Source organism: Dolichospermum circinale AWQC310F (assembly GCF_000426925.1).
GTDB lineage: Bacteria > Cyanobacteriota > Cyanobacteriia > Cyanobacteriales > Nostocaceae > Dolichospermum > Dolichospermum circinale.
This window is the reverse complement of sequence record NZ_KE384665.1, coordinates 24,744-50,773: the sequence shown is the minus strand read 5'-3', so window position 1 is coordinate 50,773 and position 26,030 is coordinate 24,744. Positions and strand designations below refer to the sequence as shown.

Sequence of the window (26,030 nt, the reverse complement as noted above, 5' to 3'; positions counted from 1 at the left end):
GAATTGAAAAGATTTATCACAAACAAGCCACTGTTGTTAATTATCCAATTAATACCAATAACTTTGTTTTTTCCGATACTAAAGAGGAATATTACCTAGCATCGGCGCGGATGATAAGTTATAAACGTCTTGATATAATAGTCGAAGCTTTTAATTGGCTAGGCTGGAATTTATTAATATCAGGTGATGGACCAGAACAAGAAAAATTAAAAGCTCAGGCATTATCCAACATTCAATTTCTTGGTCATGTTAGTGATAAAGAACGTAAAAACTTATTTTCTAAAGCCAAATCAATTATTGTTGCAGCTTTAGAAGATTATGGATTAGTTCCAGTCGAGGCAAATGCTAGTGGTACACCAGTAATTGCCTATGGAGCAGGTGGAGTATTAGATACTCAAATACCAGGGAAAACAGGTGTATTTTTCCAAAGACAAACGCCATGCTCTTTACAAGCAGCATTAATAGAAGCTGGTGGAATATCTTGGGATTATGAAAACATTCGTAATCATGCTGTTAGTAAGTTTTCAGAACAGTCATTTTTTGGTAAAGTTGAGCGAATTATTGATCAAGCCAGTGGTGTCTATTGTTAATTCATTTGATTGTTTAGGTGTTTGGGTCGTGTATCGTAGATAAGGATAATAAAAGTGGTTCAAAGTAGTCTAAATCCAAATATAAATTCAGTCTCAGAAACCGATCCAGGTTACGGACAAATCTTTGCTGTACTGTGGCGACGATTTCCCTGGATATTATTAGTATTTTTGAGTTCTACAGCCATCGCTGGTATCATGGCCTTAAAAACAGAACCCAGTTTCAAAAGCACCATGCAATTGTTAGTAGAACCTAACTATCAAGGGAAGAAAGAAACTGATAACAGCGAAAGTCAGTTTACCGAAACTAACATCGAGATAGATACCGCTACTCAACTGAACTTAATGCAGAGTTCTGGACTGATTCAAAAAGCAGTTAATAAACTCAAATCTGAATATCCAGACTTAACAGTAATGGATTTAAAAAACTCTTTGGTCTTAAATCAAATCAAGACCAAAGATGATAATATTGCCACTAAAATATTTCAAGTTGATTATAGCGATAACGATCCAGAGAAAACTAAAAAAGTTCTGAATACTATTCAGCAAGTTTATTTAGAATATAACAAACAACAGCAAAATTCACGCTTACAAAAGGGTCTACAAGTCATTAAAGATCAATTAAGAAAAGCTACCGATGAAGTAACTGTTTCCGAAGCAAATCTACAACGATTTCGCAGAAATCAGAATTTAATTGATCCAGAAACTCAGGCCAAAACCATAGAGACCACTTTAAATACTGTGCAACAGGAACGACAAACAACTCGTTCTCAGTATGAAGAAGCTTTAGCAAAACAAAAATCTTTGCAAGCACAACTAAACCGTTCTCCACAAAATGCTCTAGTTTCTTCTCGTTTAAGTCAGTCTACCCGCTACCAAGGTTTACTCAATGAAATCCAAAAAACAGAACTAGCTTTAGCACAGGAACGCTTACGCTTCACTGATGATACTCCCAGTGTTCAAAAGTTACAAGAACAACTGCAAAGTCAAAAACAACTTTTGCAAAAAGAAGTAAGCAGAACTTTAGGACAAACTTCTAATCCAGTCCTTAGTTCTGGAGACAATCTTTTACAACAAGGACAACTTGGAGAAATCGATCTTAATCTCACAGGTCAATTAGTAGAAACCCAAACTACCATAGTTGCATTAACAGCCCGCGACCAAACTTTAGCAGCAAAAGAAAAAGAATTACAAACGGATCTGAAGCGTTTTCCTTCTTTATTAGCTTATTACAATCGCATACTTCCCCAATTACAATTTAGCAGAGAAAGATTGGAGCAATTATTAAGATCTGAACAAAAATTACGTCAAGAACTTTCTAAAGGTGGATTTAATTGGGAAGTAGTAGAAGAACCCCAAGAAGGATTTCAAACTGGTCCTAACATCAGACAAAACCTATTATTAGGAGCAGTAATTGGTTTAATGTTAGGAGGTATTGCTGCCTTTATTCGTGAAGCATCTGATGATTCTGTCCATACTACTGCTGAATTAGAAAAACAGGTTTCTCTGCCCTTATTAGGAACAACTGCTAAATTGCCACCTGCTAAACCCAGAGAATCAATGATCAAATTGCCATTTGGCAAACCAGAAGTTCTTGCTCCTTGGACAATTCAGGTACTACAATCTCCTCCCCGCTGGGAATCACTTGATCTCATTTACAAAAATATTGAACTACTCAATAATGTCTCTGATTTGAGATCCTTAATGGTGACATCAGCATTACCAGATGATGGTAAGTCAGCTTTGGCATTAGGTCTAGCTATGAGTGCGGCTCGTCTGCATAAAAAGGTCTTACTCATTGATGCTAACCTCCGCGATCCTAATCTTCACAAACAACTAAATCTTCCCAATGAACAGGGACTTTCAACTTTATTAGAAAGTGAAGTTAACCTACCTAATCACATCAGTGTTCCTTACTCTGGCTCATCTTACATTGACATTTTAACCGCTGGACCAATACCGACTGATCCTGCCCATCTTTTGAGTTCTCCGCGCATGAAGCAATTGATGGCCACATTTGAAGAACATTATGATTTGGTACTCATAGATGCCCCTTCCGTTCTTGGTTTAGTGGATGCTATGCTCACAGCATCATCTTGTCGAAGTGTGATCATCATGGCAAGTATTGGTAAAGTGACACGCACCCAACTTAATCAAGCTACAGCGATGTTGAGTAAGTTAAATTTAATTGGAGTTGTAGCTAATGGTGTATCTTCATCTGATAGCACCTATGTTCCTTATGTGAAGCCAAAACAATTCGTTTTGCAACCAGCAATGGAAGAATAAGGTAAAATATTTGATCACCGTTCACTTTTGAATTTTACAAAAACCCCCGGACTGCAATAGGTAGTCATGGGGGTTTTGGCATTGAATAATTTCTCAACAACAATATTCCCGACTTCTTAAAGAAGTCGGGTCTGTGATGATTTTTATATGATGCGGTACAATTAATGATAAAAATCCTGTGGTGCGGGCATCTTGCTCGCTAAAAGTATACCTCACTCAACTTTGCTGTAATTAATAATAATATGTTTTATGAAAACCAAATTTTGGTTAACTTTATTTAGTCATAATTAATTCATTTATCGTAGCTTAATATTTTGCCAATAAAAGTAATATCTATTTAAAGAGTGAATAAAGAAGTTGTTTATCCATGATCTATTAATCCAAGGTCTTATATTGTAGAGATCAAAAGACATATTAAAGTCCTCAAACCTAAAGGAAATACGAAGTGGCGTTAATTCATAGCTATCTTAGTTAATTTTTGCTATTGATATTGACATATACAGATATTATTAGGAGAACTTATCTAGTAATAAAAGTTAAATTCACTTCACATCCTTAATGTCTGTTTTTATGGTCAATAAAACGATAGAAAAATACTAAGCCTAATTTTCTGTGACTGAAGATACACTCAATTTTTTACTATTTTATCACTGACAATATTATGCCAACCTCAGTTATTTCTAATCTAAATAATAACTCTATTATACCTCAGCATTCGGAAAATATTAGCTCCCTATCTTGCACATTAAAATGGCGCAGAGGACAGTTATTAGTCAAAAGTTCTGGAAAATTACCACATCCCTATTTAGCTTCATTAGAGAATCAACAATCTTTAATAGAGTGCTTAAAACATTCTCCAGTTACCTTGGTGAGCATAGATCCAAAAATCGGTAATTCTTTATTAAGACTTTGGGCAGATGCTTGTCAAAAAGCTAATAAGCCCATATTTATGAGTATTCCTAGTTATCAGAAATTGCCGAAAAAAAGTAATGAATTTATCGGATTTTTTTCAAGAATAATTGATTGGAATTTGGCGTTATTTTTACTCTTATTTATGATGCCATTTCTGATTGGAGGATTGATAGTTATGAAAATATATTCCGCCAGGATTCTGCTTGATTATGAATGGTATGTTGGCGCAAATGGTCAACTTTTTCAGGCGATCAAATTTCACTCAAAGTTCAAAGATGATACCACAAATTTTCTCTCGAACTTATCTAAATATATCCTGGATATTTTCTCTAATTTATTGAATGTATTACAGGGAAAGTATTGCTTAATCAACAATCATTTTTTATCTTTAGAAGATGCAGTAAAATTAAGTTCAGAAAAACAGAAAAGAGTTAGAGCAACTCCTAAAATTTATCAATATATGGCAGATAAAGGCTAAAAATTAAAGGTCTACAAATCAGGTAAACTATCTGATTTTATATTAGATGAATATTTCCTGTTTTGATGTTTTTTGTCATGAATTATGTACCTAATTAAAAATAAGTAAAACTATGCAGACAGCATTTATACTGTCAAGGGTAAAACTCTTACAGTCCACAAGTTTTTGGCAAAATAATCGGTTAATATTACGAGAATTTAAACACTTTCGACTTGTGGCAATTTTAGCCTTAGTATTTTCAATTTTAGCAGCAAGTTTTGAAGGGTTTGGTTTGGGATTTTTGTTGGTATTCTTGCAAAGCTTAACCACTTCTGGAAGTGAACCTGTGAAAACAGGAATTGAGTGGTTTGATATTTTAATTTTAGGAATTAATGCTTCAACAACAGAACGATTATATCGAATATCAGCGTTAATCATAATTACAACCTGGATGCGGGCATCCTTCAATTATTTCGCGCAGGTTTGTATTAATTTTAGTGAAATAAGTTTAGTAGACAGTCTTCGTAAACGAATTTTTGAACAATTGGAGGCTCAAACTCTCAATTATTTTAATCATAAAAAATCGGGAGAATTAGTTAATATATTGACTAATGAAATGGAGCGGATTAGACAGCTTGTTGGCGGTATAGCTTTTTTCATAACTAGAAGCCTTGCCATTGTTGTCTATTCTGTTTCTTTGTTTATGCTTTCATGGAAAATGTCCATAGTGGCAATTTTGCTATTTAGTTTGGTTGCAGTGGGATTATCTACCCTCAATAAACAAATTAGAGAACGTAGTTTTGGCATTACTAAAGCTAATGATAATTTTACTTCTAGAACCCTTGAGTTTATTCAAGGTATCCGTACAATTCATGCTTTTTCTACTCAAGAATTTGAGCGCAAACGGTATTATGAAGCAAGTGAAAAAATAGTTAATACCGTAAAAAGTATTGATGTGATTGCTTTAGTAGTTAAACCTGTTGCTGAAAGTGTATCTACTCTGATTCTGATCAGTATGATAATTGTGGCACTAGTCACAGGTTTAATGAAGGTTTCGGCTTTGTTGACCTTTTTCTTTGTACTATTTCGCATTATCCCTATGACTCAAGATTTGAATGGAGTTGTAGCTTTTTTAACTACCCAAGCCGGAGCAGTAGAAAATATTAAGAATCTCTTAAAAACTGATGATAAAATCTACTTTCAAAATGGCACAATCAAATTTCCAGGTTTAAAAAGGTCAATTGATTTAGTATCTGTAGATTTCGATTATGGTCTTAATCAACGAGTTTTACATAATATTACTCTTTCAATTAAACAAGGTGAAATGACGGCATTAATTGGTTCATCTGGCGCTGGAAAAACTACACTTGCAGATTTAATTCCGCGTTTTCATGATGCTAGTGATGGCTATATTTATGTAGATGAAGTTGATATTCGCAAATTTGAAATCAACTCTCTTCGTCGTCAGATAGCAGTTGTTAGTCAGGATACCTTTATTTTCAATACTTCTGTTTGGAAAAATATTGCTTATGGTACACCAAAAGTAACAGAAACGGAAATTAAAGAAGCCGCTCGATTGGCAAATGCTCTAGAATTTATTTTAGAAATGCCGGAGGGGTTTAATACACAATTAGGAGATAGAGGTGTTCGGTTATCAGGAGGACAAAGACAAAGAATTGCTATTGCCCGGGCATTGCTGAGAAATCCAGAAATTTTGATTTTAGATGAAGCTACAAGTGCCTTAGATTCTGTTTCTGAACGTTTAATTCAAGAGTCACTAGAAAAGCTATCTGCTGGCCGCACAGTAATTGCTATTGCTCACCGTCTTTCTACTATTGCTAAAGCCGATAAAGTTGTAGTTTTAGAACAGGGACGAATAGTAGAACAGGGTAAATATCAAGAACTTTTACAACAAAAAGGTAAACTTTGGCAATATCACCAAATGCAGTATGAAGTTAACCATAGAAATGATGGTTAATATGATTATAAATCCGGGTTTAATTACTCAAATAACAGAATAGTAATTAGTCAACAAATGTATAGAATAAGAGAAATGAATAATTCTTTTTTAGGATTCCTATCCTTAACTTTGTCTAAAGTAAACAAATCTGCTAATTATCAAAATAACTTGGCAGAAAAATCACCAAATCAGCCAAAACTTTTTTGTATAGCCCATAATTTACCACCTTTAAAAAATCCTATTGCCTATAGGGCTAATAAACTATTAGCAGAGTTTCAGAAAAATTGGCAAATAGATGTATTAACGGCTACAAAGGATAGCTGTTTACCAGAAAAATGTCATATTCATTATGTAAAAAGTTCCTATCCTGAAGGTTTAATTAGATGGCTACAAAAACTAAGATTTGAGAAAATATTAAGCTTATTAATTTGGCCAGATCCAGAAATATTTTGGTTTTTACCAGCAGTATTAAAAGGCTATCAATTAATTAAACAGCAACAACCAGATGCTATTTTTGTGATTATGATGCCCTATTCTGCGGGTTTAGTGGGAGTTGCGCTAAAATTCCTCACAGGCTTGCCTTTAATAGTTAGTTTAGATGATTCACTCAGTTGTACTGATATGCACCCTAAGTCTGTCAGTTGGTTACATTATCATCTCGAAATTTGGCTAGAAAACCTTTATGTTCGACAAGCAAATGCGGTAGTTTATGTTTCTAAGTTCAATTTAGATGTAGTCAAAAATCGTCAGCCTGAAACGCAAAAATCAAAGTTTCATTTAATTCGTTGTGGTGCAGACCCTTTAGATTTTGCTACTCCTATTAACTCGAAAAATGATAATTCATCTTTTGAGATTATTTATACAGGTGGGATGAATGGCTGGTATGATTTCTATCATTTACCTCAAGAACAAACCTTGCTGAAAAAACTTTATCATGCTTGGTTGAACTGGGGATATTATGAACGAGCAAAAATTGATTATCGTAGTTCTAGTCCAGTTTTTGTGGGTGAAGCTATCAGAAAGGTAAATGCAGAAAACCCGGAATGGCAAAGCAAAATCAAACTCTCAATTTATGGTAATAGTTTTCCAGAATTTGTGGTTAATCGAGTTTTAGAAAATCAAAATCTAACAGATATAGTAACTGTATCTGGAGCATTACCTCACTTTCAAGCTATTCAATTAGCTAGACAAGCAGATTTATTGTTAATAACTTTACCAAATCGTCCAGATGGTTCACAAGGAGGAAGAATTTCCTGTAAAACCTATGAATATTTGATGACAGATAAACCTATTTTAGCAGCAGTACCTCATGGAGAAAACTGGAATTACTTACAAGATAAACCTGGTGTTTGGTTAGTAGAACCTACGGATATAGAAGCTATGAAAGAAGTAATTTCTCACATAGTAAAAGCTAATTTTTCGGGTGATCCTTTACGATTTGATCGGAGTCATTTAAAAAATGAATTAAGTTATCAAATTCTGGTGCAAGACTACTTAAAAATTTTTGACAGTATTTGCTCAACCGCAACTTTTACTAATTATTTTCATGGTAAATTAGGCTAAGTATCGTACATAAGCATTAGACAAATTCAAGGTGTAATGAAATAATATAAAAATTTTAATTGCACTCTTAAATTTCATCTTTTAATCAAGTATTCTGTTTATTTTTTGGATAAAAACAATGGTAAATATAGGCTATCATTCTGCAAAAGTTCAAGCAAAAATTCATCGTTTTTTATACACTAAAGCCATTAATAATATTGTCGATTTTCCACTGACTCCAGAGAAAAAAGCCAATATAGATGTCTATGCTTTTTCTTGTGAACGGGATTTCGCTATTCAAGTAGCAAATATTAGGTCATTTATTCGTTATGTTGGTATTCCTAACAAATTTATTGTCATTTCTGATGGTAGCTATTCTGCAAATTCTAGTAATATTTTGCGGCAAATAAATTCTTGTGTTGATGTGGTTCACTGGCAAGATTTAGTAATAGGTGATATACCTAAACCTATTTCAAATTATGTAGTAAATTATCCTCATCATGTGATTATGGCACTTTGGAGAAGATTGGCTGTATTAACTTCAATTTCTATTGATAAACCTACAATTTACACTGATGCTGATATTCTCTTTTTTCCAGGTGCTAAAGAAATTGTAAATTTATGTGAGTCAAATGATAATTCTCCTTGGTATTTGCCAGATTGTTTACCCTCATTAGATGACCGCATTATATTATATAATTACGAGAAATTAAACCCAGTAAATGCGGGCTTTTTCATAGTAAAACAGCAAATAAACTGGGAAGAACCCCTAGAACGGTTTGCTCAATTAGCAGATCAACCTGTGTATTTTACAGACCAAACTGTAGTGCATTTAGCTATGCACAATAATCAGGCAAAGCCTCTGGATAAAACCAAGTTTATTTTAAGTGTTGATGACCAATTTCAGTATTTAGAAAATTTCGATAAAAGGAAAATTGCTTTGAGACACTATGTTAATGATGTCAGACATAAGTTTTGGTTGAATTTAGGTATTTCTGGCTCAATTTGACTATAAAATTAAATTCCGGCTAACTGTTATAGCTAATAACCAATAAGTTCAAGAAGTTGAATATGAATCATGCAATAGTTTCTCAACAGAAAATATATCAATGTTCTGCTACTGATATTAGAGGTGGAGGAGGAATAGAAACTTATATAGCTTCTTTGGTAAATTCGGAAATCTTAGGAGTGAGTAATCACCATATTAATTCTTTCCAAAATTTAGACCAAGGACAATGTAAATTACTCCACCTTCATGATCCAGAATTTTTAGCAGAATTGCGGGGAGAATGCCCGGCGATATTTACACTTCATAATCATTGTAGCTACTGTCCTAGTGGCACAAAATATTTAGCAAATCGTCAACAGAAATGCGATCGCAATATGCACCCCCTTGGCTGTACTTGGGGACATTTGGTAGATGGTTGTGGTAGTCGCAGACCGGAAAAAATATGGCAAAATTGGCGGAGTAGTTACGATTTTCTTAGGAATGCTAAAAAAATCAATATTCCTATAATTGCTAATAGTAATTATGTGCGGGAGCAAATTATTAATAATGGTTTATCACCTCATCGGGTAATTACACTTCACTGTGGTGTAAAACAACCTAAATATCCCACGACATCTTTAACTAAAGAAATTCATCAAAATCAGCGAATTTTGTTTGTTGGTCGCATTGTTCCCGATAAAGGAATTGAATGGTTACTCAAAGCTTTAGCAAAGACTAACCCTAATATTCATCTTGATATTGCTGGTGAAGGTTGGATTAAATCTAAGATGGAACAATTAGCTAAAAAAATAGGTTTGAATAGACGTATTACCTGGCATGGTTGGTGTAATAAAGACAAATTAGAAACACTTTATCAACAGTGTTTAGCTGTAGTTTTTCCCAGTCTTTGGCCTGAACCCGCTGGTCTAGTAACTCTAGAAGCCTATGCCCATTATCGTCCCATAATTGCCAGTTCAATTGGTGGCATTCCCGAATATGTACAAAATAGTAAAACAGGTATTTTAATTACACCTAATCATATTCAAAATCTCGCAGATGCCATCAACGAATTAGCAACAAACTATCACAAAAGCCGATTAATGGGTGAAGAAGGTCAAGAGTGGTTTCAGCAAGAATTTTCTCTGGATATTCACATTCAAAGATTAGAAAAAATCTACTCACAAACTATTGCTGAATTTAAACATCCCCGACTTCTTTAAGAAGTTGGGAATATCAATTAAAAAAAATCAAGGAATTGCAATCATGTTTATTAATTCTCAACTCACACAACCTCTAGTTAGCGTTATTATCCCTACCTATAATCGCCCAGAATACTTGAAACAAGCAATTAATAGTGCAGTTCAACAAATTTATCAAAATATTGAAATTATAGTTTGTGATAATTGTAGTTCAGAAAATCCTGCATCTTTAATAGAATCATTTAACGATTCACGCATCAAATTTCACCGACATCCAGAAAATCTTGGGATGTTAGCTAATCAGCTTCATGGTTTTAAAATGGCACAAGGTAAATATATTGCCAGTCTCCATGATGATGATATGTGGAATGAAGATTTTTTAGTCAAACTTGTGCCACATTTAGAAGCGAATCCTGATTTAATTCTCGCTTTTTGCGACCAATATATTATTGACGCTCAAGGACAAATTAATTATTCTGGAACTGAGGAAAATTCACGGGGATTTAAGCGAGATAAAATCACCCCAGGAATTCATCAAAATTTCTACAAAATTGGCCTAATTGATAAAAGTATATCTACCGCTGCGGCTGCTGTAATTCGTAATAGTTTAATTAATTGGGAGATGATTCCACCAGAAGTTGGAGGAATGTGGGATCTATATTTAACATATCTTTGTTGTATATCTGGCCATGGAGTCTACTATCAACCAGAAAGATTAACACGATATCGCGCCCATGAACAAACTGATACTATGCTCAGTGGAAAACGTAACGTTCAAGCAAAAATTCGTAAAGGTAAAAGTGAAATCTTCTGTTATCAAGTCTTTATGGAGGATGAACGTTTAAAGGAATTTAATTCCCACTTTAGAAAAAAATGGTTAGCAGCTAATACAACTCTAGGAATTGGCTTATTACGAGATCAAAAAATCCTAGATGCTCGCCGTTATTTTTGGCAGACTTTAAGTGAACAAAAATTTAATTTGCGAACTTTAGCTGCCCTGATTATCAGTTTTATTCCCCCCAATTTAACAAATAAAATCTTGAATGTTTAAGAGAGGTAATAAGTGAAACTTTGTATTGTTACCCACAAAATCAAAAAAGGTGATGGTCAAGGACGAGTTAATTATGAAGTAGCTCAAGAAGCAATTCGTCGGGGTTATCAATTAACATTATTAGCCAGTGAAGTTGCCCCTGAATTATTAGAAAATCGTGCGGTTAATTGGATTTATATCCCAGTGGAAGGTTATCCTAGCGAATTTATCCGCAATTTCATTTTTGCGAAAAAAAGTGCAGTTTGGTTGGATAAAAATCGAGGTAATTTTGATTTAATTAAAGTCAATGGTGCAATTACTATGAGTGCAGCAGATGTAAATGCTGTGCATTTTGTTCATAGTTCATGGTGGCGATCGCCTGTGCATATTTCTCGCAGTCGTAAAGATTTTTACGGTTTATATCAATGGTTATTTACCGCAGCTAATTCCTATTGGGAAAAACAAGCTTTCTCTCAGGCTAAAAGTATTATTGCTGTTTCGGAAAAAGTAGCGGAAGAATTGGTCAGCATTGGTGTACCTCGCCAAAAAATTCGGGTAATTGTCAATGGTGTAGACTTACAAGAATTTACTCCTGGTGTTACTTCTCGTAGCTTATTGGGTTTACCTGAAAATGTTAATTTGGCATTATTTGCGGGAGATATTCGCACACCGAGAAAAAATTTAGATACAGTATTAAAAGCTTTAAAAAAAGTTGCTGATTTACATTTAGCTGTAGTTGGTAATACGAAAGGAAGTCCGTTTTTAGAATTGGCAAATAATTTAGGTATCAGTGAACGAGTACATTTTTTGGGATATCGTCGAGATATTGCCCAAATTATGCAAGCGGCAGATTTTTTTGTATTTCCTTCCCGTTATGAAGCTTGCACCCTTGTACTATTAGAAGCATTGGCTTCTGGCTTACCTGTGATTACAGCCACCGCTACAGGGGGTGCAGAATTAGTCACAGCAGAAGCAGGAATTGTCTTGCCAGAAACAGATCACATTGATAGTTTAGCAGCTAGTTTATCTATATTAGCCAGCGATCGCTCACTACGTCAACAAATGGCACAAGCCGCCCGCGTCCTAGCGGAAAAACATAGTTGGACAAATATGGCACAAAACTATCTCAATATATTTGCGGAATTAACCAACCATGAGAAACACAGTTCTCATCCCCACCTATCGCCGTCCTCAAGACCTGTACCGCTGTCTGAAAGCCCTAGAACAGCAAACTAAACCAGTTGATCAGGCGATCGTCGTCATCAGGGATACAGACACAGAAACTCAGCAGTTTCTTAACCAACTGCACCACCATCTACCCCTAGAAACCGTTACCGTCAGCCAACCGGGGGTAGTGGCCGCCCTCAACGCTGGACTAGTCAAAGTCAACGGTGACATCCTTTCTATTACCGACGATGACGCAGCCCCCCATCCTGACTGGTTAGTTAAAATTAATACCCATTTCTTGGCTGATCCTCAGATTGGCGGAGTTGGTGGCCGTGATTGGATTTATCAAGGGGGAAAACTAGAAGACAAGTCCCAACCAGTTGTTGGTAAATTGCAATGGTTTGGGCGCGTTATAGGCAACCATCATTTAGGAATTGGCGCACCCCGTGAAGTTGATATTCTTAAAGGTGTGAATATGAGCTTCCGCACCCAAGCTATTGGAGAATTACGCTTTGACGAAAGAATGAAAGGGACTGGCGCACAAGTGCATTTTGAAATGTCCTTTACTCTCACCCTAAAACGAGCAGGTTGGAAAATGATTTATGATCCCAGTATTACTGTAGATCACTATCCAGCCCAACGTTTTGATGAAGATCAACGCCACAACTTCAACGACATTGCATTAATTAACCTAGTCCATAATGAAACCCTAATTTTATTAGAACATCTTTCTCCAATACGTCGCTTTGTCTTTTTATTTTGGTCAGTTTTAGTAGGTACAAGGGAAAGTTTAGGAATATGTCAATGGCTGCGACTTTTTCCTAAGCAAGGACAACTTGCTACCAAAAAATTGCAAGCATCCTTAAAAGGAAGATGGTTAGGATATCAACAGTATCGAATTGAATTGGCAAAATTTAACCTTGATAAACACCATTTTGGCTATTAATTAAAACCTGACAACATCCAAATTTTTATTCATACAAAATCGAGATCAAAGTGATTTCCAAACCGATACTTTTTAATAGTTTTTTACGACAAAACTTCTATCCTCAAGAACGAACAGCACAGGCTTGGATAGTCATTCTTGGCTTCCTATTTTTAATCACAGCTAGTTATTTTATTAGTGCTGGCCTATTGCGTCTAATTTTTCCGGTAACAGCTTTCTTAGTGGCTGTATTTTTGTATTTGCGCCATTCCCTACTTTACATTGGCTTCACTTGGTGGATCTGGTTTCTTTCACCTTTGCTGACTCGTTTAGTTGACTATCGTGTTGGCTGGGACCCTACCCGTCAAATGCTCATAGCACCTTATTTAGTAGTATTTGTCACCATAGCCACGTTTTTAAAATATCTTCCTAGCGCAGTTCGTAAAGGAGGTTTACCTTTTATTTTGGGTTTTATTGGAGTGTTCTATGCTTTTTTAATCGGTCTAGTTTACAATCAACCAATTCCAGTAATCCGGGGTTTTCTAGACTGGATGAGTCCCATTTTTTTCGCTTTTCACTTATTTATCAACTGGCGAGATTATCCCAGTTATAAACAAAATATTCAGCGTGTATTTCTCTGGTGTGTTTTGCTGATAGGAACTTACGGTATATATCAATTTGTCGTAGCACCGGAGTGGGATCGCTTTTGGCTAATAGAATCAAAACTTTTTACTAGTTCTGGAAATCCTGTCCCTTTTGGGATGCGTGTCTGGAGTACACTGCATTCAGTTGGTCCATTTGGTGCTGTTATGCAAGCAGGTTTGTTATTATTATTCACCAGTTCAGGTCCGTTAATTTTTCCCGCTTCAGCCGTGGGCTATTTATCGTTTTTTTTATCACAAGCTAGGACTAATTGGGGCGGTTGGTTACTGGGGATCATTATGATTATGGGTTCAGTAAAAGCTAAAATTCAAATCCGATTAATCACAATCATTTTAGTAATGGCGATGTGTGTTCTCCCCTTGCTAACTATAGAACCAATTGCTAAAGTTGTAAATTCTCGATTAGAAACTTTTGTGAATTTGCAACAAGATGGCAGTTTAAAAGATAGATCAGGAAGTTATGAGAGAAATCTGGGTTTAGCGTTAACTAATAGTTTTGGTAATGGTTTAGGAAATATCTGGAAAGTTAACGAAAAAACCGGACAAATAGAAGTAGTTGTCATTGATAGTGGCATTTTAGATATGTTTTTTACCTTGGGTTGGTTGGGAGCTATTCCTTATATGGGCGGATTAATCTTAATGATTATTACTGTTAGCCAATATACGGAAGCGCGGTTTGATAGTTTTGTCAGTGCTGCTCGCGCCATTGCTATTAGTTCTTGTTCACAACTAATTATTGGTAGTGGAATGTTGAGTGTTTCCGGGATGATTTTGTGGGGATTTTTTGCCATCTGTATGGCAGCACACAAGTATTATCAAAATCGTCAAAATTATCCAGACATGGGACTCAAAACTTAAATAAAAGACAAGATTATTTAACTGGATTTGCGCTTATCTGTGGTTAAAAAATCAGTCCAGAATTTTTGCCAAAAACTTTTCAAACATCCTCTCAGGTGTAAATTATGAAAGTTATGATTATCATGCCATTGGCCGAACAACGAGGCGGTGGTGAAATGATGTTTTTGGATTTAATGCAGCAAGGACGTAATACCAATGTAGAGTGGTTGGCAATATTTTTAGAAGACGGACCAATGGTAGAGCAGGTAAGAAACCTGGGTATTGATACGCGAGTTGTGATTAGTGGCCGTTTGCGTCAAATTCACCGATTTATTGCTACTATTTTGCGGATAGCGGCGATCGCTCGTCAAGAAAGTGTAGATGCGATAGTCAACTGGATGTGGATTACCCATATTTCCGGTGGTTTAGCAGCAATGTTAGCCGGTTTACCAGCTATTTGGTATCAATTAGAAGTTCCTGATACTCGAACTTGGTTAGTACGGTTAGCAACTTTCATACCAGCCCAAGCAATTGTTACACTCTCAAAAGATGGTCAAAAAGCACAAGCACGGATTTGGCCTCACAGACCAACTCCCCTAGTCTATCCTGGAGTAGCCCTAGAGCGATTTGATCCGGCTATTTTGCCTTCTCCCGCAGAAGCCAGAAAAAAACTGGGTTTGCCCTTAAATGTCCCTTTAATCGGCATTGTCGGACGCTTGCAACGCTGGAAAGGAATGCACGTACTAGTAGCAGCAATGCCCAAAGTATTAGCGAAATATCCTGATGCCCATTGTGTCGTAGTTGGTGGTAAACATGATCTGGAACCGGATTATCAGGAATTTTTAAATCAACAAATCACTGATCTAAAATTAGGTGATAGAGTAATTATGGCTGGGTTACAGCGCAATGTGCCAGAATGGGTGCAAGCAATGGATGTATTTGTCCATGCTTCTGATCAAGAACCCTTTGGAATTGTGATTATTGAGGCAATGGCATTAGGTAAACCCGTCATCGCTGGTAACGCTGGTGGTCCAACGGAAATTATCACTGACGGGGTAAATGGACTGTTAACAGCTTACGACGATGCAGAAGCCCTAACAGAAGCCATTCTTCGCTATCTTGACGACCAGGAATTTGCCCAATCTGCGGGAATAGCAGCAAGACAACGCGCTATTCAATTCTCTACACAGCGTTATGCCCAAAACTTTATTAAAACTATAGGCTCTATAATGCCTAATATTGTCACAGAAACTACAAAAAGACTCCCCCTGTAAGGGAGAAATATTTCCTTTGTGAACAATAAGATCCTCGACCTCTTCAAGAAGTCGGGGATCTGAGTCTTGATTAGAAGATTAGCTCAAAACCCTCATTCCGAAAGACTATGGTTTTCCACGCTATTTTATTTTTTGATATTTTTGTAAAAACTCCTGAAAGATATGAAAGATATAATTATTTTCCCTGATTTTCCTTCGCTTTTACTATTTATTTACCAGTTACTAATTCTCTGATTTCCATAACTTCAATCACATTGGATTTTCTCATTAATTCCTGATATACAGCTAGTGTTTCTTCATTGACTCGCGCTGCATGAAATCTTTGTAGATTTTGTTGAGCGCGGAATTTCCACTTATTTAAGAGTTGGCGATCGCTCAGTAATTGTGTCAAAGTATTAGTTAAGGTGTCAATATCTTTAGGTGGGATTAAAATCCCAGCCTGACCATGATCTAAAGTTTCAGGAATCCCATCTACATTACTAGCTATAATTGCACAACCAGCTTCCCGTGCCTCCGTCAAAACTAAACCAAAAGATTCACAATGGGAAGCCAAAACAAAAATATCTGTGGCTAACATATAACGTTGTGGTTCTGGTTGGAATCCTTCAAAATGAATGCGATTATTTAAAGTTGTATTTTTCACCATAGCCTCAAACACAGGACGATCAGGTCCATCTCCTACTAAATATAAATGTGCTTCGGGAAAATCTGTGGCAATGATTTTAAATGCCTCAATTAATTCAGAAATACCTTTACGGGTATACATCCCAGCGACAGTAGTTATAGATGGATATTGCATTGCTACTGGTTGATAATCTTGAAGTTTTTTATGTCGAGGACTTCCTAAAGTACCGTTGCTAACCACTCGCAATTTTTCAGATGGAATACCGCGTCGAATCATTGAATTAGCTACTGCATTACTAACTGCAATTACCTGATCTGCTAATCCCATGAGTACAGCACTATGTTGAAATTCATTATGGACGGTAGAGACTAAATGATATTCTCGATTTTTTCTAAAAATTCCCGCTAAGATAACTCCTGTCATCATGTGAACATGAACAATATCTGGTTGAAAATCATTAATTATTCGGCGATAATTCCAAGTAGCTTGAATCAGATTTAATGGTTTCCGAGACTGATTTAAGTGAAAATGTTTAACACCATAATCTGCTAATAATGTTTCATATTCTCCACCAGCAGAAGCTACAGCAACATCCAAACCACTTTCTGCTTGTAAACAAGCTAAGTCTACGGCTACATTAACAATACCATTGCCGATTTTTTGCAGATGATTAGTAATATGTAAAATCCGCATTTAACTCTTCTCCAATGTAATTATTTACGGTTAATTTAATATGCACAGAAGTAACTGTTAGTAGAGTGCATCAGATATTAAATCCTAAGATACAGCACTTACTGGTGTTATAAGGTACATATTTAGCGGGCAAGATGCCCGCACCACAAGGGTTTCATGATTCAACTTTGTACCTCATCAGAGCGGAAAACGCTGTAAATACTAGGATTCAGATTTAAAAAATATTTCTTCCGAATTTAAAAATCTCTTGATAAATCCATAGGGTAACATCCAAATTTGGGAAGGATAAGCAGCAATAGCCCTTTGTTTTTTCTCTTTTACTGATGTAATTGAAAAGCGATAAGCGGCAGCAATATCTTGTAATTTTAACAGAATAAATAATGGCGATCGCCAAAATATCCAAATAGGATATTGGAAGATTTCTGTTGTCATTCCAGCTTGGTTAATTGCCTCTTTTACTAAGCTATAAGTAGCTTCATGATCTCGATGACAATCTTTACGATGAGGTAGATAAACTTCTCCTGGTTGGTAAACCTTTAGTAATTCAGAAATTTGAGTAATTATCTGTTGTTTTAACTCTAAATTGAGCGTTGATAAACTGCCATCTTGGTAGTTAAAAAAATGAATTTCTGAACTATTTACTCCCAAAATACTTAACGCTGTCAAAGATTCTTGTTGACGAATATGGATAAGATTTTGAATATCTAGATTTACACCGTGAGAACCTCTACCATCAGTTAAAAAAGCTATAGCTACTGGTATTCCCTGTTCCTTTTTCCGTGCAATCATACCTCCACAACCAAAGGTTTCATCATCTTGATGAGGAGCAAAAACCATTGCTGATTTTTCGGAAAATTTTAAAGGCTGACTTCCCCAATTTAAAATCCACCATGAAACTAAACTGCAATGAATATATTGCATCTGATTTAGCAGTTTATTAGGGATAATTTTTTCTAAAGAGGTTAATACTTTATTTCTGTTCATAATTCTCAGTTTAATTCAAAACAACATTCAATTTGTTCACAAATACTTATGATAACCATTGATTATTATCAGCAATAAGTTTGTAATAATAACTATTATTATGATAATTAACTTCTAGGAGACTTATTTATTTTTTGGGTTAAATTATCATGAAAATATAAAGTTAATAAAAAGATACCAATAAGTTTTTGCACAATATTTGCCATGGATTTTATTTTCATGAATAATATCATTTCCGCCCAATCACTTACGATATAGTTCATGATTGTATTGCCTTTTCCCAATTACCAATTACCCATTACCAGCCTCAACAGATATGATAAGTGTTCAACCGGACATGATATAATCAATTTATCAAAAGTTAAAACACTAACATAAATTCAGATTCCCGACTTCTCTAAGAAGTCGGGGATATTGTCACTTATTCAAGAAAATAAACGCTATATATCATAAGTTCAATTGGTAAACAAGCACCTTTCCTTGCCAATTTTCCTCCACAAACACAAGATATTGACCATTAGCACGACGAAAAGCGCGGATACCGTAGGGAATATCAACCCAGCCACTTTTATTACCAACTTCTGGACCTGGACTCATCTTTTGTACAAGTTCCCCAGTTGCAGCTTTATAAACATATACTTCTGCGGTTTTGACCGTTACTGCAAAGACATAATCACCAGCTATACTCATAGCTGCGGTCGAGACTTTTCGCTGACCAGTAGTATCATAAGGAACTACAGTTCGCCATTTTGGGGTGGGATTTCCCTGACTCCAATTATCAAAGCGCACAATTTCCGATCCTACTACTCCAGTGTCGTCACCAAATGCAGGATGTTCAATAGTAAAACCTGATAAATACATAGTATCTGTTTCGGGAAAATACTCAATTCTTCGCAAATCATTAAAGATGGTAGGAGTCTTAATTTTTTGCATCGAACTATAGCTATAAATTGGGTTTCCTTTATTATCTATTCCCTGTAAAGGATAACGACGAATACCATCTTGAGTTCGCAAAGTTTTCCAAACATCACCTTTACTATCTACCCACCAACCTCCCATATAAGGATAGTCTTCGCTACTATCATACTCATTTTTTTCAAATGCACCATTGCCATTAATATCACGCCAAATCCACTCTCCTTTTTCTGGTTGATAGGGTGGCCAATTTCCAGTAATAGATTTACCTCCATTATTAGTACCAACAAACATTCCCGCAGGAATAGCAATTTTCCCATCTGTATTGGGTTGAAAACGATAAATTTGTAAAAAAGCGCCGAACATATCTGTCAGGAATAAAAAAGGTTTTCCTTGAATACGACGCACAAAAGTACCATCTGGTGATGTATGTAAACGGGGATCTTGAGAATATTTAAAAGGATTAACGGTGTAAGCTTTATAAGTCCATTGTTGACCAGATGGCTTACTATAATCCATGACATATTGTTCTTGTTTAGTAAATAGATTAACACCATCTGTTTGTGGATCAGTATCTGCATTATCTACAAATATTAATCCTAGTAATTGCCATTGTATTTGTCCTGATGGAGAGAATTTTCTTAAATCTGTTCCTGATTTATTAAAACCATTATTATTTATATAAAAATTGCCTTTACTATCTGTACCAACTCCGGTAATTCCGTATAATTTTGACATTTTTACCTCTCCCGTTACACCGCTAAAAATACCTTTTTTATCGCCAAAACTATCTACACGAACTGGTTGATTATTGATATTATAAATCAGTAATTGTTGATTAATGCCATTTTCTGCTATTAACAATCTACCTCGATTATCAAGAGCTAATGCTGATGGTTTATCAATATCTATAATTTCTTGGGGTAATTTCTTGCCTGTTTGCGAATAATTAACAATTTTTCCAGATGTCCCACTGTTTTGATTTTCAATAATCCATAAACTGCCCTTTTTATCAACTGCGATATCTCCTGGATTAGTTACAGTAAATCTATTTAATTCTTCCATGGTTTCAGTATTATAAACCAGAACCGTATTCTCACCAGCATTGCTAACAAATAGTTTATTATCTACCGTTGCTAGTCCAGTTACTTGATTGCTTTTGCTGGTAATTAACATACTTTTATCCCAGCCATTTCCTTTTGCAAAAGGTGCAGGTTTTCCTTTGAAATCATAACGTCTGACACAGTACCAGATTTGATCTTTGGGAGGATAATCTTCTTTGGTTTGATCCATTCCCCCTTGAGACATAGCAATATAAATATATTTGTTATTTACTGTTATTGCTTTACCCCCTAAACGATTCCAACCATGTGTATCTTCGAGATTTAAAATTGGTTTACCATCTTTATAAATTCCTGCTTCGCTACCAGCTTCATCCCAATAGCTATTGGTATAAATAGTTCCATCATCTTTGACATACATTCCCTCAATATTATTTTGTACTCGCAATTTACCATGACCAATGGTATTTCCTAACCAGGAAGTTGTATAAGTAATTTCAGAACTTTTAGATGCTTTATTTTTTAGCTGAATTTTAGTATTGGCCGTATTTCCTAAATCCATTTTCATTCCTATGAATGTCACTATTAGTCCACAGGTTACACTAAGAAAAATGTTAAATATTATTTTTTTTTGCCAATATCTACTCCGAAATAAAGTATTAATATATTGGTTAATTTTGTGGCGAATTTTACTAGACTGAAATAATTTATTGTTCATAGCAATTTTTTGATTATCAGTTAATCAACCATTAAAAATTTCTCAAAGGCGAGAGTAATCTGCTTGAAAAACTTCTAATTTACATTTCTTACTCATAAACTAACAAATAAATATGAATCTGTATATTATTTTATCGAAACTTCATCAAATCAATAAAATATACTTTAAAAATAACTACATTATACTCAATACAGGAATACTCTTACTCTCTTGGGTAAGTCCTGGAATACTCTAAATATATTTTTTTGATATATTTTGCTTATAGAAATAAAATATTTTTCAGATTTAAGCTGATTTTAATTTCCAGCTTTGTATCAGAAGATAATACTGAAAAAATGATCTTGGTAATGGAACGTAAAGATACAAAATCCCATACACAATCTGCGGCGATTTTGACCTTGGGTACGGGTTGGTTTCCTAAAACACCCGGAGGATTGGAACGATATATTTATGAATTAACTCATAAATTAGCAGCACAGAAAGATGAAATAGAATTGTGTGGAGTTGGTTTACCAGCAGATGCAAAAAATACACAAATTAAGTTAACTAATTTAGCTAATCCAGATAGTAAAATTAGTTCTAGACTATTCTCAATTCGTCATAACTTTAAAAAAACAAGATTAGGTAAACCTGACGCAATTAATCTCCATTTTGCATTATACAGTTTTCCGATTTTAGACATCTTACCCAAGGGAATACCTGTTACCTTTAACTTTCATGGTCCTTGGGCTTCCGAAAGTCAAGAAGAAGTAATTAATAAAAAATTTAGTATTTGGCTAAAACAAAAATTAATAGAACAAAGCACTTATAATCGGTGCGATCGCTTTATTGTTCTTAGTAAAGCTTTTGGTCAGATATTACATCAAAAATATCAAATTCCCTGGCAGAAAATTCACATCATTCCTGGTGGAGTTGATATTGACCATTTTCAAAATAATTTATCACGTCAAGAAGCAAGAATAAAACTAGGTTGGCCAAGCAACAGACCAATATTATTTACTTCCCGTCGCTTAGTTCATAGAATGGGGATTGATAAATTATTAGCAGCAATTGCTATGTGTAAAATACAAGTCCCTGACATTTGGTTAGCAATAGCTGGTCGTGGTCATATCCAGGCTTTACTTCAACAAAAAACTCAAGAATTAGGTTTAGAAAATCATGTCAAATTCTTGGGTTTTTTACCTGATGAACATTTACCTCTAGCTTATCAATCTGCTGATTTAACTATAATGCCTAGTCAATCTTTTGAGGGGTTTGGATTAGCTATTATTGAATCTTTAGCTTGTGGTACTCCGGTTTTATGTACACCAGTGGGCGGAATGCCAGAAATTTTACAAAGCTTTTCTCCCGATTTAATTACTGAATCAATCACGGTGGAAAGTATCGCTGATAAGTTAACACAAATTATGTTAGCTAAACTTCCTCTACCTTCTAGGGAGGAATGCCGTAATTACACAATTAAACATTATAATTGGACGAATATCGCTCAAGAAGTTCGTCAAGTTCTCTTGGCTTAAATTGATTATGAAAGTTGTATGAAAATTCTATTTTTAGATCAAAGTGGTAAACCCGGTGGTGCTGAATTGTGTTTAGCAGATATTGCTAAACCTTATGGTAAAAATGCTCTGGTTGGTTTATTTGCAGATGGTGATTTTAGAAAGTTACTCGAAAACCATCAAATTCCTGTGGAGGTTTTAACAACTCAACCAATTAATGTTAATAAAGAAAGTGGTTTATTGCCAGCATTAAGCAGTTTAGGACAAATCATACCTTTAATTTATCAGGTCTGTCAACGGGCAAAGAACTATGATTTAATCTATGCTAATACCCAAAAGGCTTTAATTGTCGGAGCAATATCTAGTTTATTAGCTCGTCGTCCTCTGGTTTATCATTTACATGATATTCTTTCTTTAGAACATTTTAGCCAAACTAATCTCCGGGTTGCTGTTAATTTAATTAATGTTTGTGCGGCTTTGGTAATTGCTAATTCTCAAGCTAGTAAAATGGCTTTTTTAAAAGCTGGAGGAAAATCAAATTTAGTTCACGTTGTTTATAATGGTTTTGAGATAAAAAATTATGATGTTGATGAGTTAGAAGTTATCAATCTCAGGAAAAATCTCCAATTAGAAGATAAATTTGTGATTGGACATTTTAGCCGTCTTTCTCCTTGGAAGGGACAACATATTTTAATTGATGCTCTTTCCCTATGTCCAGAAAATGTGATAGTAATTTTAGTTGGTGATGCTTTATTTGGTGAACAGGAATATGTGCAGAATCTTCACCACCAAGTAACTGCATTGGGGTTGGAAAATCGAGTCAAATTTTTGGGATTTCGCTCGGATATTCCCCAATTAATGACTATGTGTGATTTAATTACTCATACTTCTACCGCACCTGAGCCTTTTGGAAGGGTTATTATTGAAGCTATGCTGTGCGGTAAACCTGTCGTTGCTGCTGAAGCTGGAGGTGTAATAGAATTAGTAGAAAATGGTATTAATGGTTTTTTAGTCACACCTGGAAAACCTGAAGAATTAGCGCGAGTAATTAATAATTGTCTTCAAGATTCTGCAAAAACGGCGATGATTGCTAATCATGCTAAAATTACTGCTAGTCAACTTTTTGATGTTAATATTATTAATCAGCAAATTCAAGAATTATTAAAATCAATTTAAGTAGGTTGGCGTTAAAAATTGTCGTTATAGTCAGGGAACAGGGAACGGGGAACAGGGAACAGAAAAGAGGTTTCCAGCAACTTTACTGTTCGTTATTTATGTCGGTTTTTTCCGTTCACTTATTTAGCAGAACTCAAATCCCCGACTGCTTGGAGAAGTCGGGAATCTGGATTTTGAGAAAAAATGTATACTATGGCTATGGGTGGAATTTTTCCGCTTCTATAAATTAATAAGTGGTCAAGTGAATTGTCGTGGCTAAAGTTGTATTAGAAAACGTTTATAAAAGCTTTCCCTCCCGCAGTGAAAAATCTGCAAAGGGACACACAGACGGTTCTGATGATGTCAGTGTTTTACGACGCATTAATTTAACCATTGCTGATGGTGAATTTATGGTGTTGGTGGGTCCGTCTGGTTGCGGTAAAAGCACTTTGTTGAGGTTAATCGCTGGCTTGGAGGTGATGACTGGTGGTAACATTTCTGTGGGCGATCGCCTAATTAATGATTTACCCCCGAAAGCTAGAGACATCGCTATGGTGTTTCAAAGTTACGCTCTCTACCCTCACATGACTGTATATAATAACATCGCTTTTGGTTTACGTCGTCAGTTTGGTGATCAGGAAGCAGGGAAAACAAAATTTACTCAATGGAGTGAAAATCTATTGGTAGGTTTGACGAAAAAGTTACCGAAAAAATTACGCTATATTTCCCCAAAGGAAAGAATTGTCGCGGAACAAGTGGAAAAAGTTGCAGTTTTATTACAAATTGAATCTCTGTTAAATCGTTTACCTAAACAATTGTCTGGAGGACAAAGACAACGGGTAGCATTAGGTAGAGCGATCGCTCGCAATCCTCAAGTATTCTTAATGGATGAACCATTATCTAATTTGGACGCTAAACTTCGCGCGGAAACTCGTAGTCAAATTGTCAAGTTACAACATCAATTGGGAACAACGACAATTTATGTCACTCATGATCAAACTGAAGCAATGACAATGGGCGATCGCATTGCGATTATGTCAGAAGGTAAGATCCAGCAAGTCGCACCTCCTTTAGAACTTTATAACCGTCCTGCGAATCGCTTTGTGGCTGAATTTATTGGTTCTCCACCCATGAATTTTATCCCAGTGGAATTTCACGCACCTTTAGTAATCAGTCATGCTAATTTCCGTTTTACTCTCCCAGATACTTGGGGAAGTGCTTTACAACCCTATGATGGTAAAACTTTAATATTGGGTATTCGTCCAGAACATTTAACTTTGAGTGTACCTGCTACGAAAAATTTACCAGTAAAGGTGGATTTAGTAGAAAATCTGGGAAATGATACTTTTTTATCTGTGAAAATTGCTGACCCTGATGGACACTATCCAGATGGACAGTCTTTACAAGTAAGAGTTCCGCCGGATAGAGTTATCAATGTAGATGAACAACTTTGGCTATCCTTTGTACCTGATAAGCTACATTTTTTTGATACAGAAACACAGTTAGCAATATTTTCAGGACTTGCACATAAGTAAGTCCAACAGTTTTTTAATCTATTCAATCTCGGAGCTTTTCAATAATTTCAGAATATCAATACATTACTTTTGTTTAGCAATGCCATACTATTGTATGGCGATACATTACTAATGTTTTAATGTTTGTTGGTGAATTAAAGGCTGAATTTTGATCACGCAGAGGCGCAGAGACGCGGAGAAAATTATAAGAAAATGAAGATAGTTCTTCCTTATCCACTTCATGATAACATATATTTAATTATCTGTCAATACTCTTTTTGAGAAGTTTTCGGTTGTTGGTGAATTAAGGGCTGAATTTTGATCATTCTCAAGACTTAGAGAGAATAATAAGATGATTAAGATCCAATACCTTGTACATTTCCTGCTTTGTTGGGTTAAGGGACCGCGCAACCTGACGCTTATGTTGGGTTTCATGCTTCAATCCAACCTACAAATCTTTGTTCATTTTTTGTTTTGTTGGGTTAAGGGACCGCGCAACCTGACGCTTATGTTGGGTTTCATGCTTCAACCCAACCTACAAATTTTATGTAATGCTATATTTTGTTTTTGGTTGATATTAAATTGCTTTTGTATGGCAATACATTAGAATTTGATAGCAATACATTCTTATTGTTGGATAAAATATTGTTAACGTCGAAACAAACGCCAGGAAAAGATAATAATACGTTTGATTAGTAGCCATAAACGATGCAATAGTAAAGTTAACACGGCTATTAGATTATTCAACAAACGTATGTAAAAAGGAGGAGGTATGAGTTGCTGTTGTAAAAGTCGTAAATTGTCCCAAACGGTTATTGTATTAGGGTGATTAGTTCCTAGCACTCGTTCAAACATAGCTAAAGCTTCAAGGTAGAGAAATTCTGCTTCACTGTATTTTCCTTGGTTTTTGTAAAGAACTGCTAAATTGTTTAAGCTAGTAGCAACAGCAGGATGGTCGCCTGTAAATAGCCGCCTTCTCATTTCTAAAGCTTCAAGGTAGAGAGATTCTGCTTTACTGTATTTTCCTTGGTTCTTGTAAAGAA

General features: G+C 35.4%; 21 protein-coding genes. 16 read left to right on the top strand and 5 right to left on the bottom strand.

Annotated elements, in window-relative coordinates; all coding sequences use genetic code 11:
* The 12 genes from ACIR310F_RS26570 to ACIR310F_RS0102855 all read left to right on the top strand — a co-directional run.
* Window positions 1-590 (top strand): glycosyltransferase (locus tag ACIR310F_RS26570; RefSeq protein WP_231387366.1); only part of this gene is annotated, 590 nt, incomplete at its 5' end.
* Window positions 591-644: 54 nt separating this feature from the next.
* Complete coding sequence (locus tag ACIR310F_RS0102905) at window positions 645-2,873, top strand: GumC family protein (RefSeq protein ID WP_028082524.1); 2,229 nt, start codon at window positions 645-647, stop codon at window positions 2,871-2,873.
* 661 nt (window positions 2,874-3,534) lie between these two features.
* A complete protein-coding gene (hepC, locus tag ACIR310F_RS0102900) occupies window positions 3,535-4,263 on the top strand; it encodes a heterocyst development glycosyltransferase HepC (RefSeq protein ID WP_028082523.1) in 729 nt (242 codons plus the stop codon).
* A 112-nt stretch (window positions 4,264-4,375) separates the two neighbouring features.
* Window positions 4,376-6,220 carry a heterocyst formation ABC transporter subunit HepA gene (gene hepA, locus ACIR310F_RS0102895; RefSeq protein ID WP_028082522.1) on the top strand — a complete coding sequence of 615 codons (1,845 nt, stop codon included), beginning with the start codon at window positions 4,376-4,378 and terminating at the stop codon, window positions 6,218-6,220.
* A 75-nt stretch (window positions 6,221-6,295) separates the two neighbouring features.
* Window positions 6,296-7,765 carry a glycosyltransferase gene (locus ACIR310F_RS0102890; RefSeq protein WP_231387365.1) on the top strand — a complete coding sequence of 490 codons (1,470 nt, stop codon included), beginning with the start codon at window positions 6,296-6,298 and terminating at the stop codon, window positions 7,763-7,765.
* Between the two features lie 118 nt (window positions 7,766-7,883).
* Complete coding sequence (locus ACIR310F_RS0102885) at window positions 7,884-8,753, top strand: hypothetical protein (RefSeq protein WP_028082520.1); 870 nt, start codon at window positions 7,884-7,886, stop codon at window positions 8,751-8,753.
* 62 nt (window positions 8,754-8,815) lie between these two features.
* On the top strand, window positions 8,816-9,952 hold the full coding sequence (locus ACIR310F_RS0102880) for a glycosyltransferase family 4 protein (RefSeq protein ID WP_028082519.1): 1,137 nt from the start codon (window positions 8,816-8,818) through the stop codon (window positions 9,950-9,952).
* Window positions 9,953-9,995: 43 nt separating this feature from the next.
* A complete protein-coding gene (locus ACIR310F_RS0102875) occupies window positions 9,996-10,982 on the top strand; it encodes a glycosyltransferase family 2 protein (protein WP_028082518.1) in 987 nt (328 codons plus the stop codon).
* 12 nt (window positions 10,983-10,994) lie between these two features.
* On the top strand, window positions 10,995-12,197 hold the full coding sequence (locus ACIR310F_RS0102870) for a glycosyltransferase family 4 protein (RefSeq protein ID WP_028082517.1): 1,203 nt from the start codon (window positions 10,995-10,997) through the stop codon (window positions 12,195-12,197).
* Window positions 12,115-13,074, top strand: a complete 960-nt coding sequence (locus ACIR310F_RS21375; RefSeq protein WP_051289458.1) for a glycosyltransferase family 2 protein — start codon at window positions 12,115-12,117, stop codon at window positions 13,072-13,074. The genes ACIR310F_RS0102870 and ACIR310F_RS21375 overlap by 83 nt, the downstream gene beginning before the upstream one ends.
* Before the next feature lie 50 nt (window positions 13,075-13,124).
* Window positions 13,125-14,573: a hypothetical protein gene (locus ACIR310F_RS0102860; RefSeq protein ID WP_028082516.1), complete on the top strand. Its 1,449-nt coding sequence runs from the start codon at window positions 13,125-13,127 to the stop codon at window positions 14,571-14,573.
* A 104-nt stretch (window positions 14,574-14,677) separates the two neighbouring features.
* Window positions 14,678-15,826, top strand: coding sequence for a glycosyltransferase family 4 protein (locus ACIR310F_RS0102855; RefSeq protein WP_028082515.1), 1,149 nt, complete (start codon window positions 14,678-14,680; stop codon window positions 15,824-15,826).
* A gap of 208 nt (window positions 15,827-16,034) precedes the next feature.
* On the opposite strand, the gene ACIR310F_RS0102850 is transcribed toward ACIR310F_RS0102855, so the two are convergent.
* The 4 genes from ACIR310F_RS0102850 to ACIR310F_RS0102835 all read right to left on the bottom strand — a co-directional run bounded on the left by ACIR310F_RS0102850 (window position 16,035) and on the right by ACIR310F_RS0102835 (window position 20,822).
* Window positions 16,035-17,144 carry a glycosyltransferase family 4 protein gene (locus tag ACIR310F_RS0102850; protein ID WP_028082514.1) on the bottom strand — a complete coding sequence of 370 codons (1,110 nt, stop codon included), beginning with the start codon at window positions 17,142-17,144 and terminating at the stop codon, window positions 16,035-16,037.
* A gap of 201 nt (window positions 17,145-17,345) precedes the next feature.
* On the bottom strand, window positions 17,346-18,128 hold the full coding sequence (locus ACIR310F_RS0102845) for a PIG-L deacetylase family protein (RefSeq protein ID WP_028082513.1): 783 nt from the start codon (window positions 18,126-18,128) through the stop codon (window positions 17,346-17,348).
* A 107-nt stretch (window positions 18,129-18,235) separates the two neighbouring features.
* On the bottom strand, window positions 18,236-18,391 hold the full coding sequence (locus ACIR310F_RS26030; protein ID WP_196803152.1) for a hypothetical protein: 156 nt from the start codon (window positions 18,389-18,391) through the stop codon (window positions 18,236-18,238).
* Window positions 18,392-18,575: 184 nt separating this feature from the next.
* The gene (locus ACIR310F_RS0102835) at window positions 18,576-20,822 is read right to left on the bottom strand and encodes an NHL repeat-containing protein (RefSeq protein WP_028082512.1); all 2,247 of its coding nucleotides are present in this window, start codon (window positions 20,820-20,822) and stop codon (window positions 18,576-18,578) included.
* A gap of 347 nt (window positions 20,823-21,169) precedes the next feature.
* Here ACIR310F_RS0102835 and ACIR310F_RS0102830 point away from each other — a divergent pair, with 347 nt between their 5' ends.
* The 4 genes from ACIR310F_RS0102830 to ACIR310F_RS0102820 are packed head-to-tail and all read left to right on the top strand — an operon-like array spanning window position 21,170 to window position 25,008.
* Window positions 21,170-22,339 carry a glycosyltransferase family 4 protein gene (locus ACIR310F_RS0102830; protein ID WP_028082511.1) on the top strand — a complete coding sequence of 390 codons (1,170 nt, stop codon included), beginning with the start codon at window positions 21,170-21,172 and terminating at the stop codon, window positions 22,337-22,339.
* Between the two features lie 18 nt (window positions 22,340-22,357).
* Window positions 22,358-23,494 (top strand): glycosyltransferase family 4 protein, encoded by a 1,137-nt coding sequence (locus ACIR310F_RS0102825; RefSeq protein ID WP_028082510.1) that lies wholly within the window; start codon window positions 22,358-22,360, stop codon window positions 23,492-23,494.
* A 5-nt stretch (window positions 23,495-23,499) separates the two neighbouring features.
* Window positions 23,500-23,724, top strand: a complete 225-nt coding sequence (locus tag ACIR310F_RS25160) for a hypothetical protein (RefSeq protein WP_155963588.1) — start codon at window positions 23,500-23,502, stop codon at window positions 23,722-23,724.
* Between the two features lie 21 nt (window positions 23,725-23,745).
* Window positions 23,746-25,008, top strand: a complete 1,263-nt coding sequence (locus ACIR310F_RS0102820; RefSeq protein ID WP_028082509.1) for an ABC transporter ATP-binding protein — start codon at window positions 23,746-23,748, stop codon at window positions 25,006-25,008.
* Between the two features lie 627 nt (window positions 25,009-25,635).
* Here ACIR310F_RS0102820 and ACIR310F_RS23985 read toward each other — a convergent pair.
* Window positions 25,636-26,030: tetratricopeptide repeat protein (locus tag ACIR310F_RS23985; RefSeq protein ID WP_155963592.1), on the bottom strand; the 395-nt coding region annotated here is incomplete at its 5' end.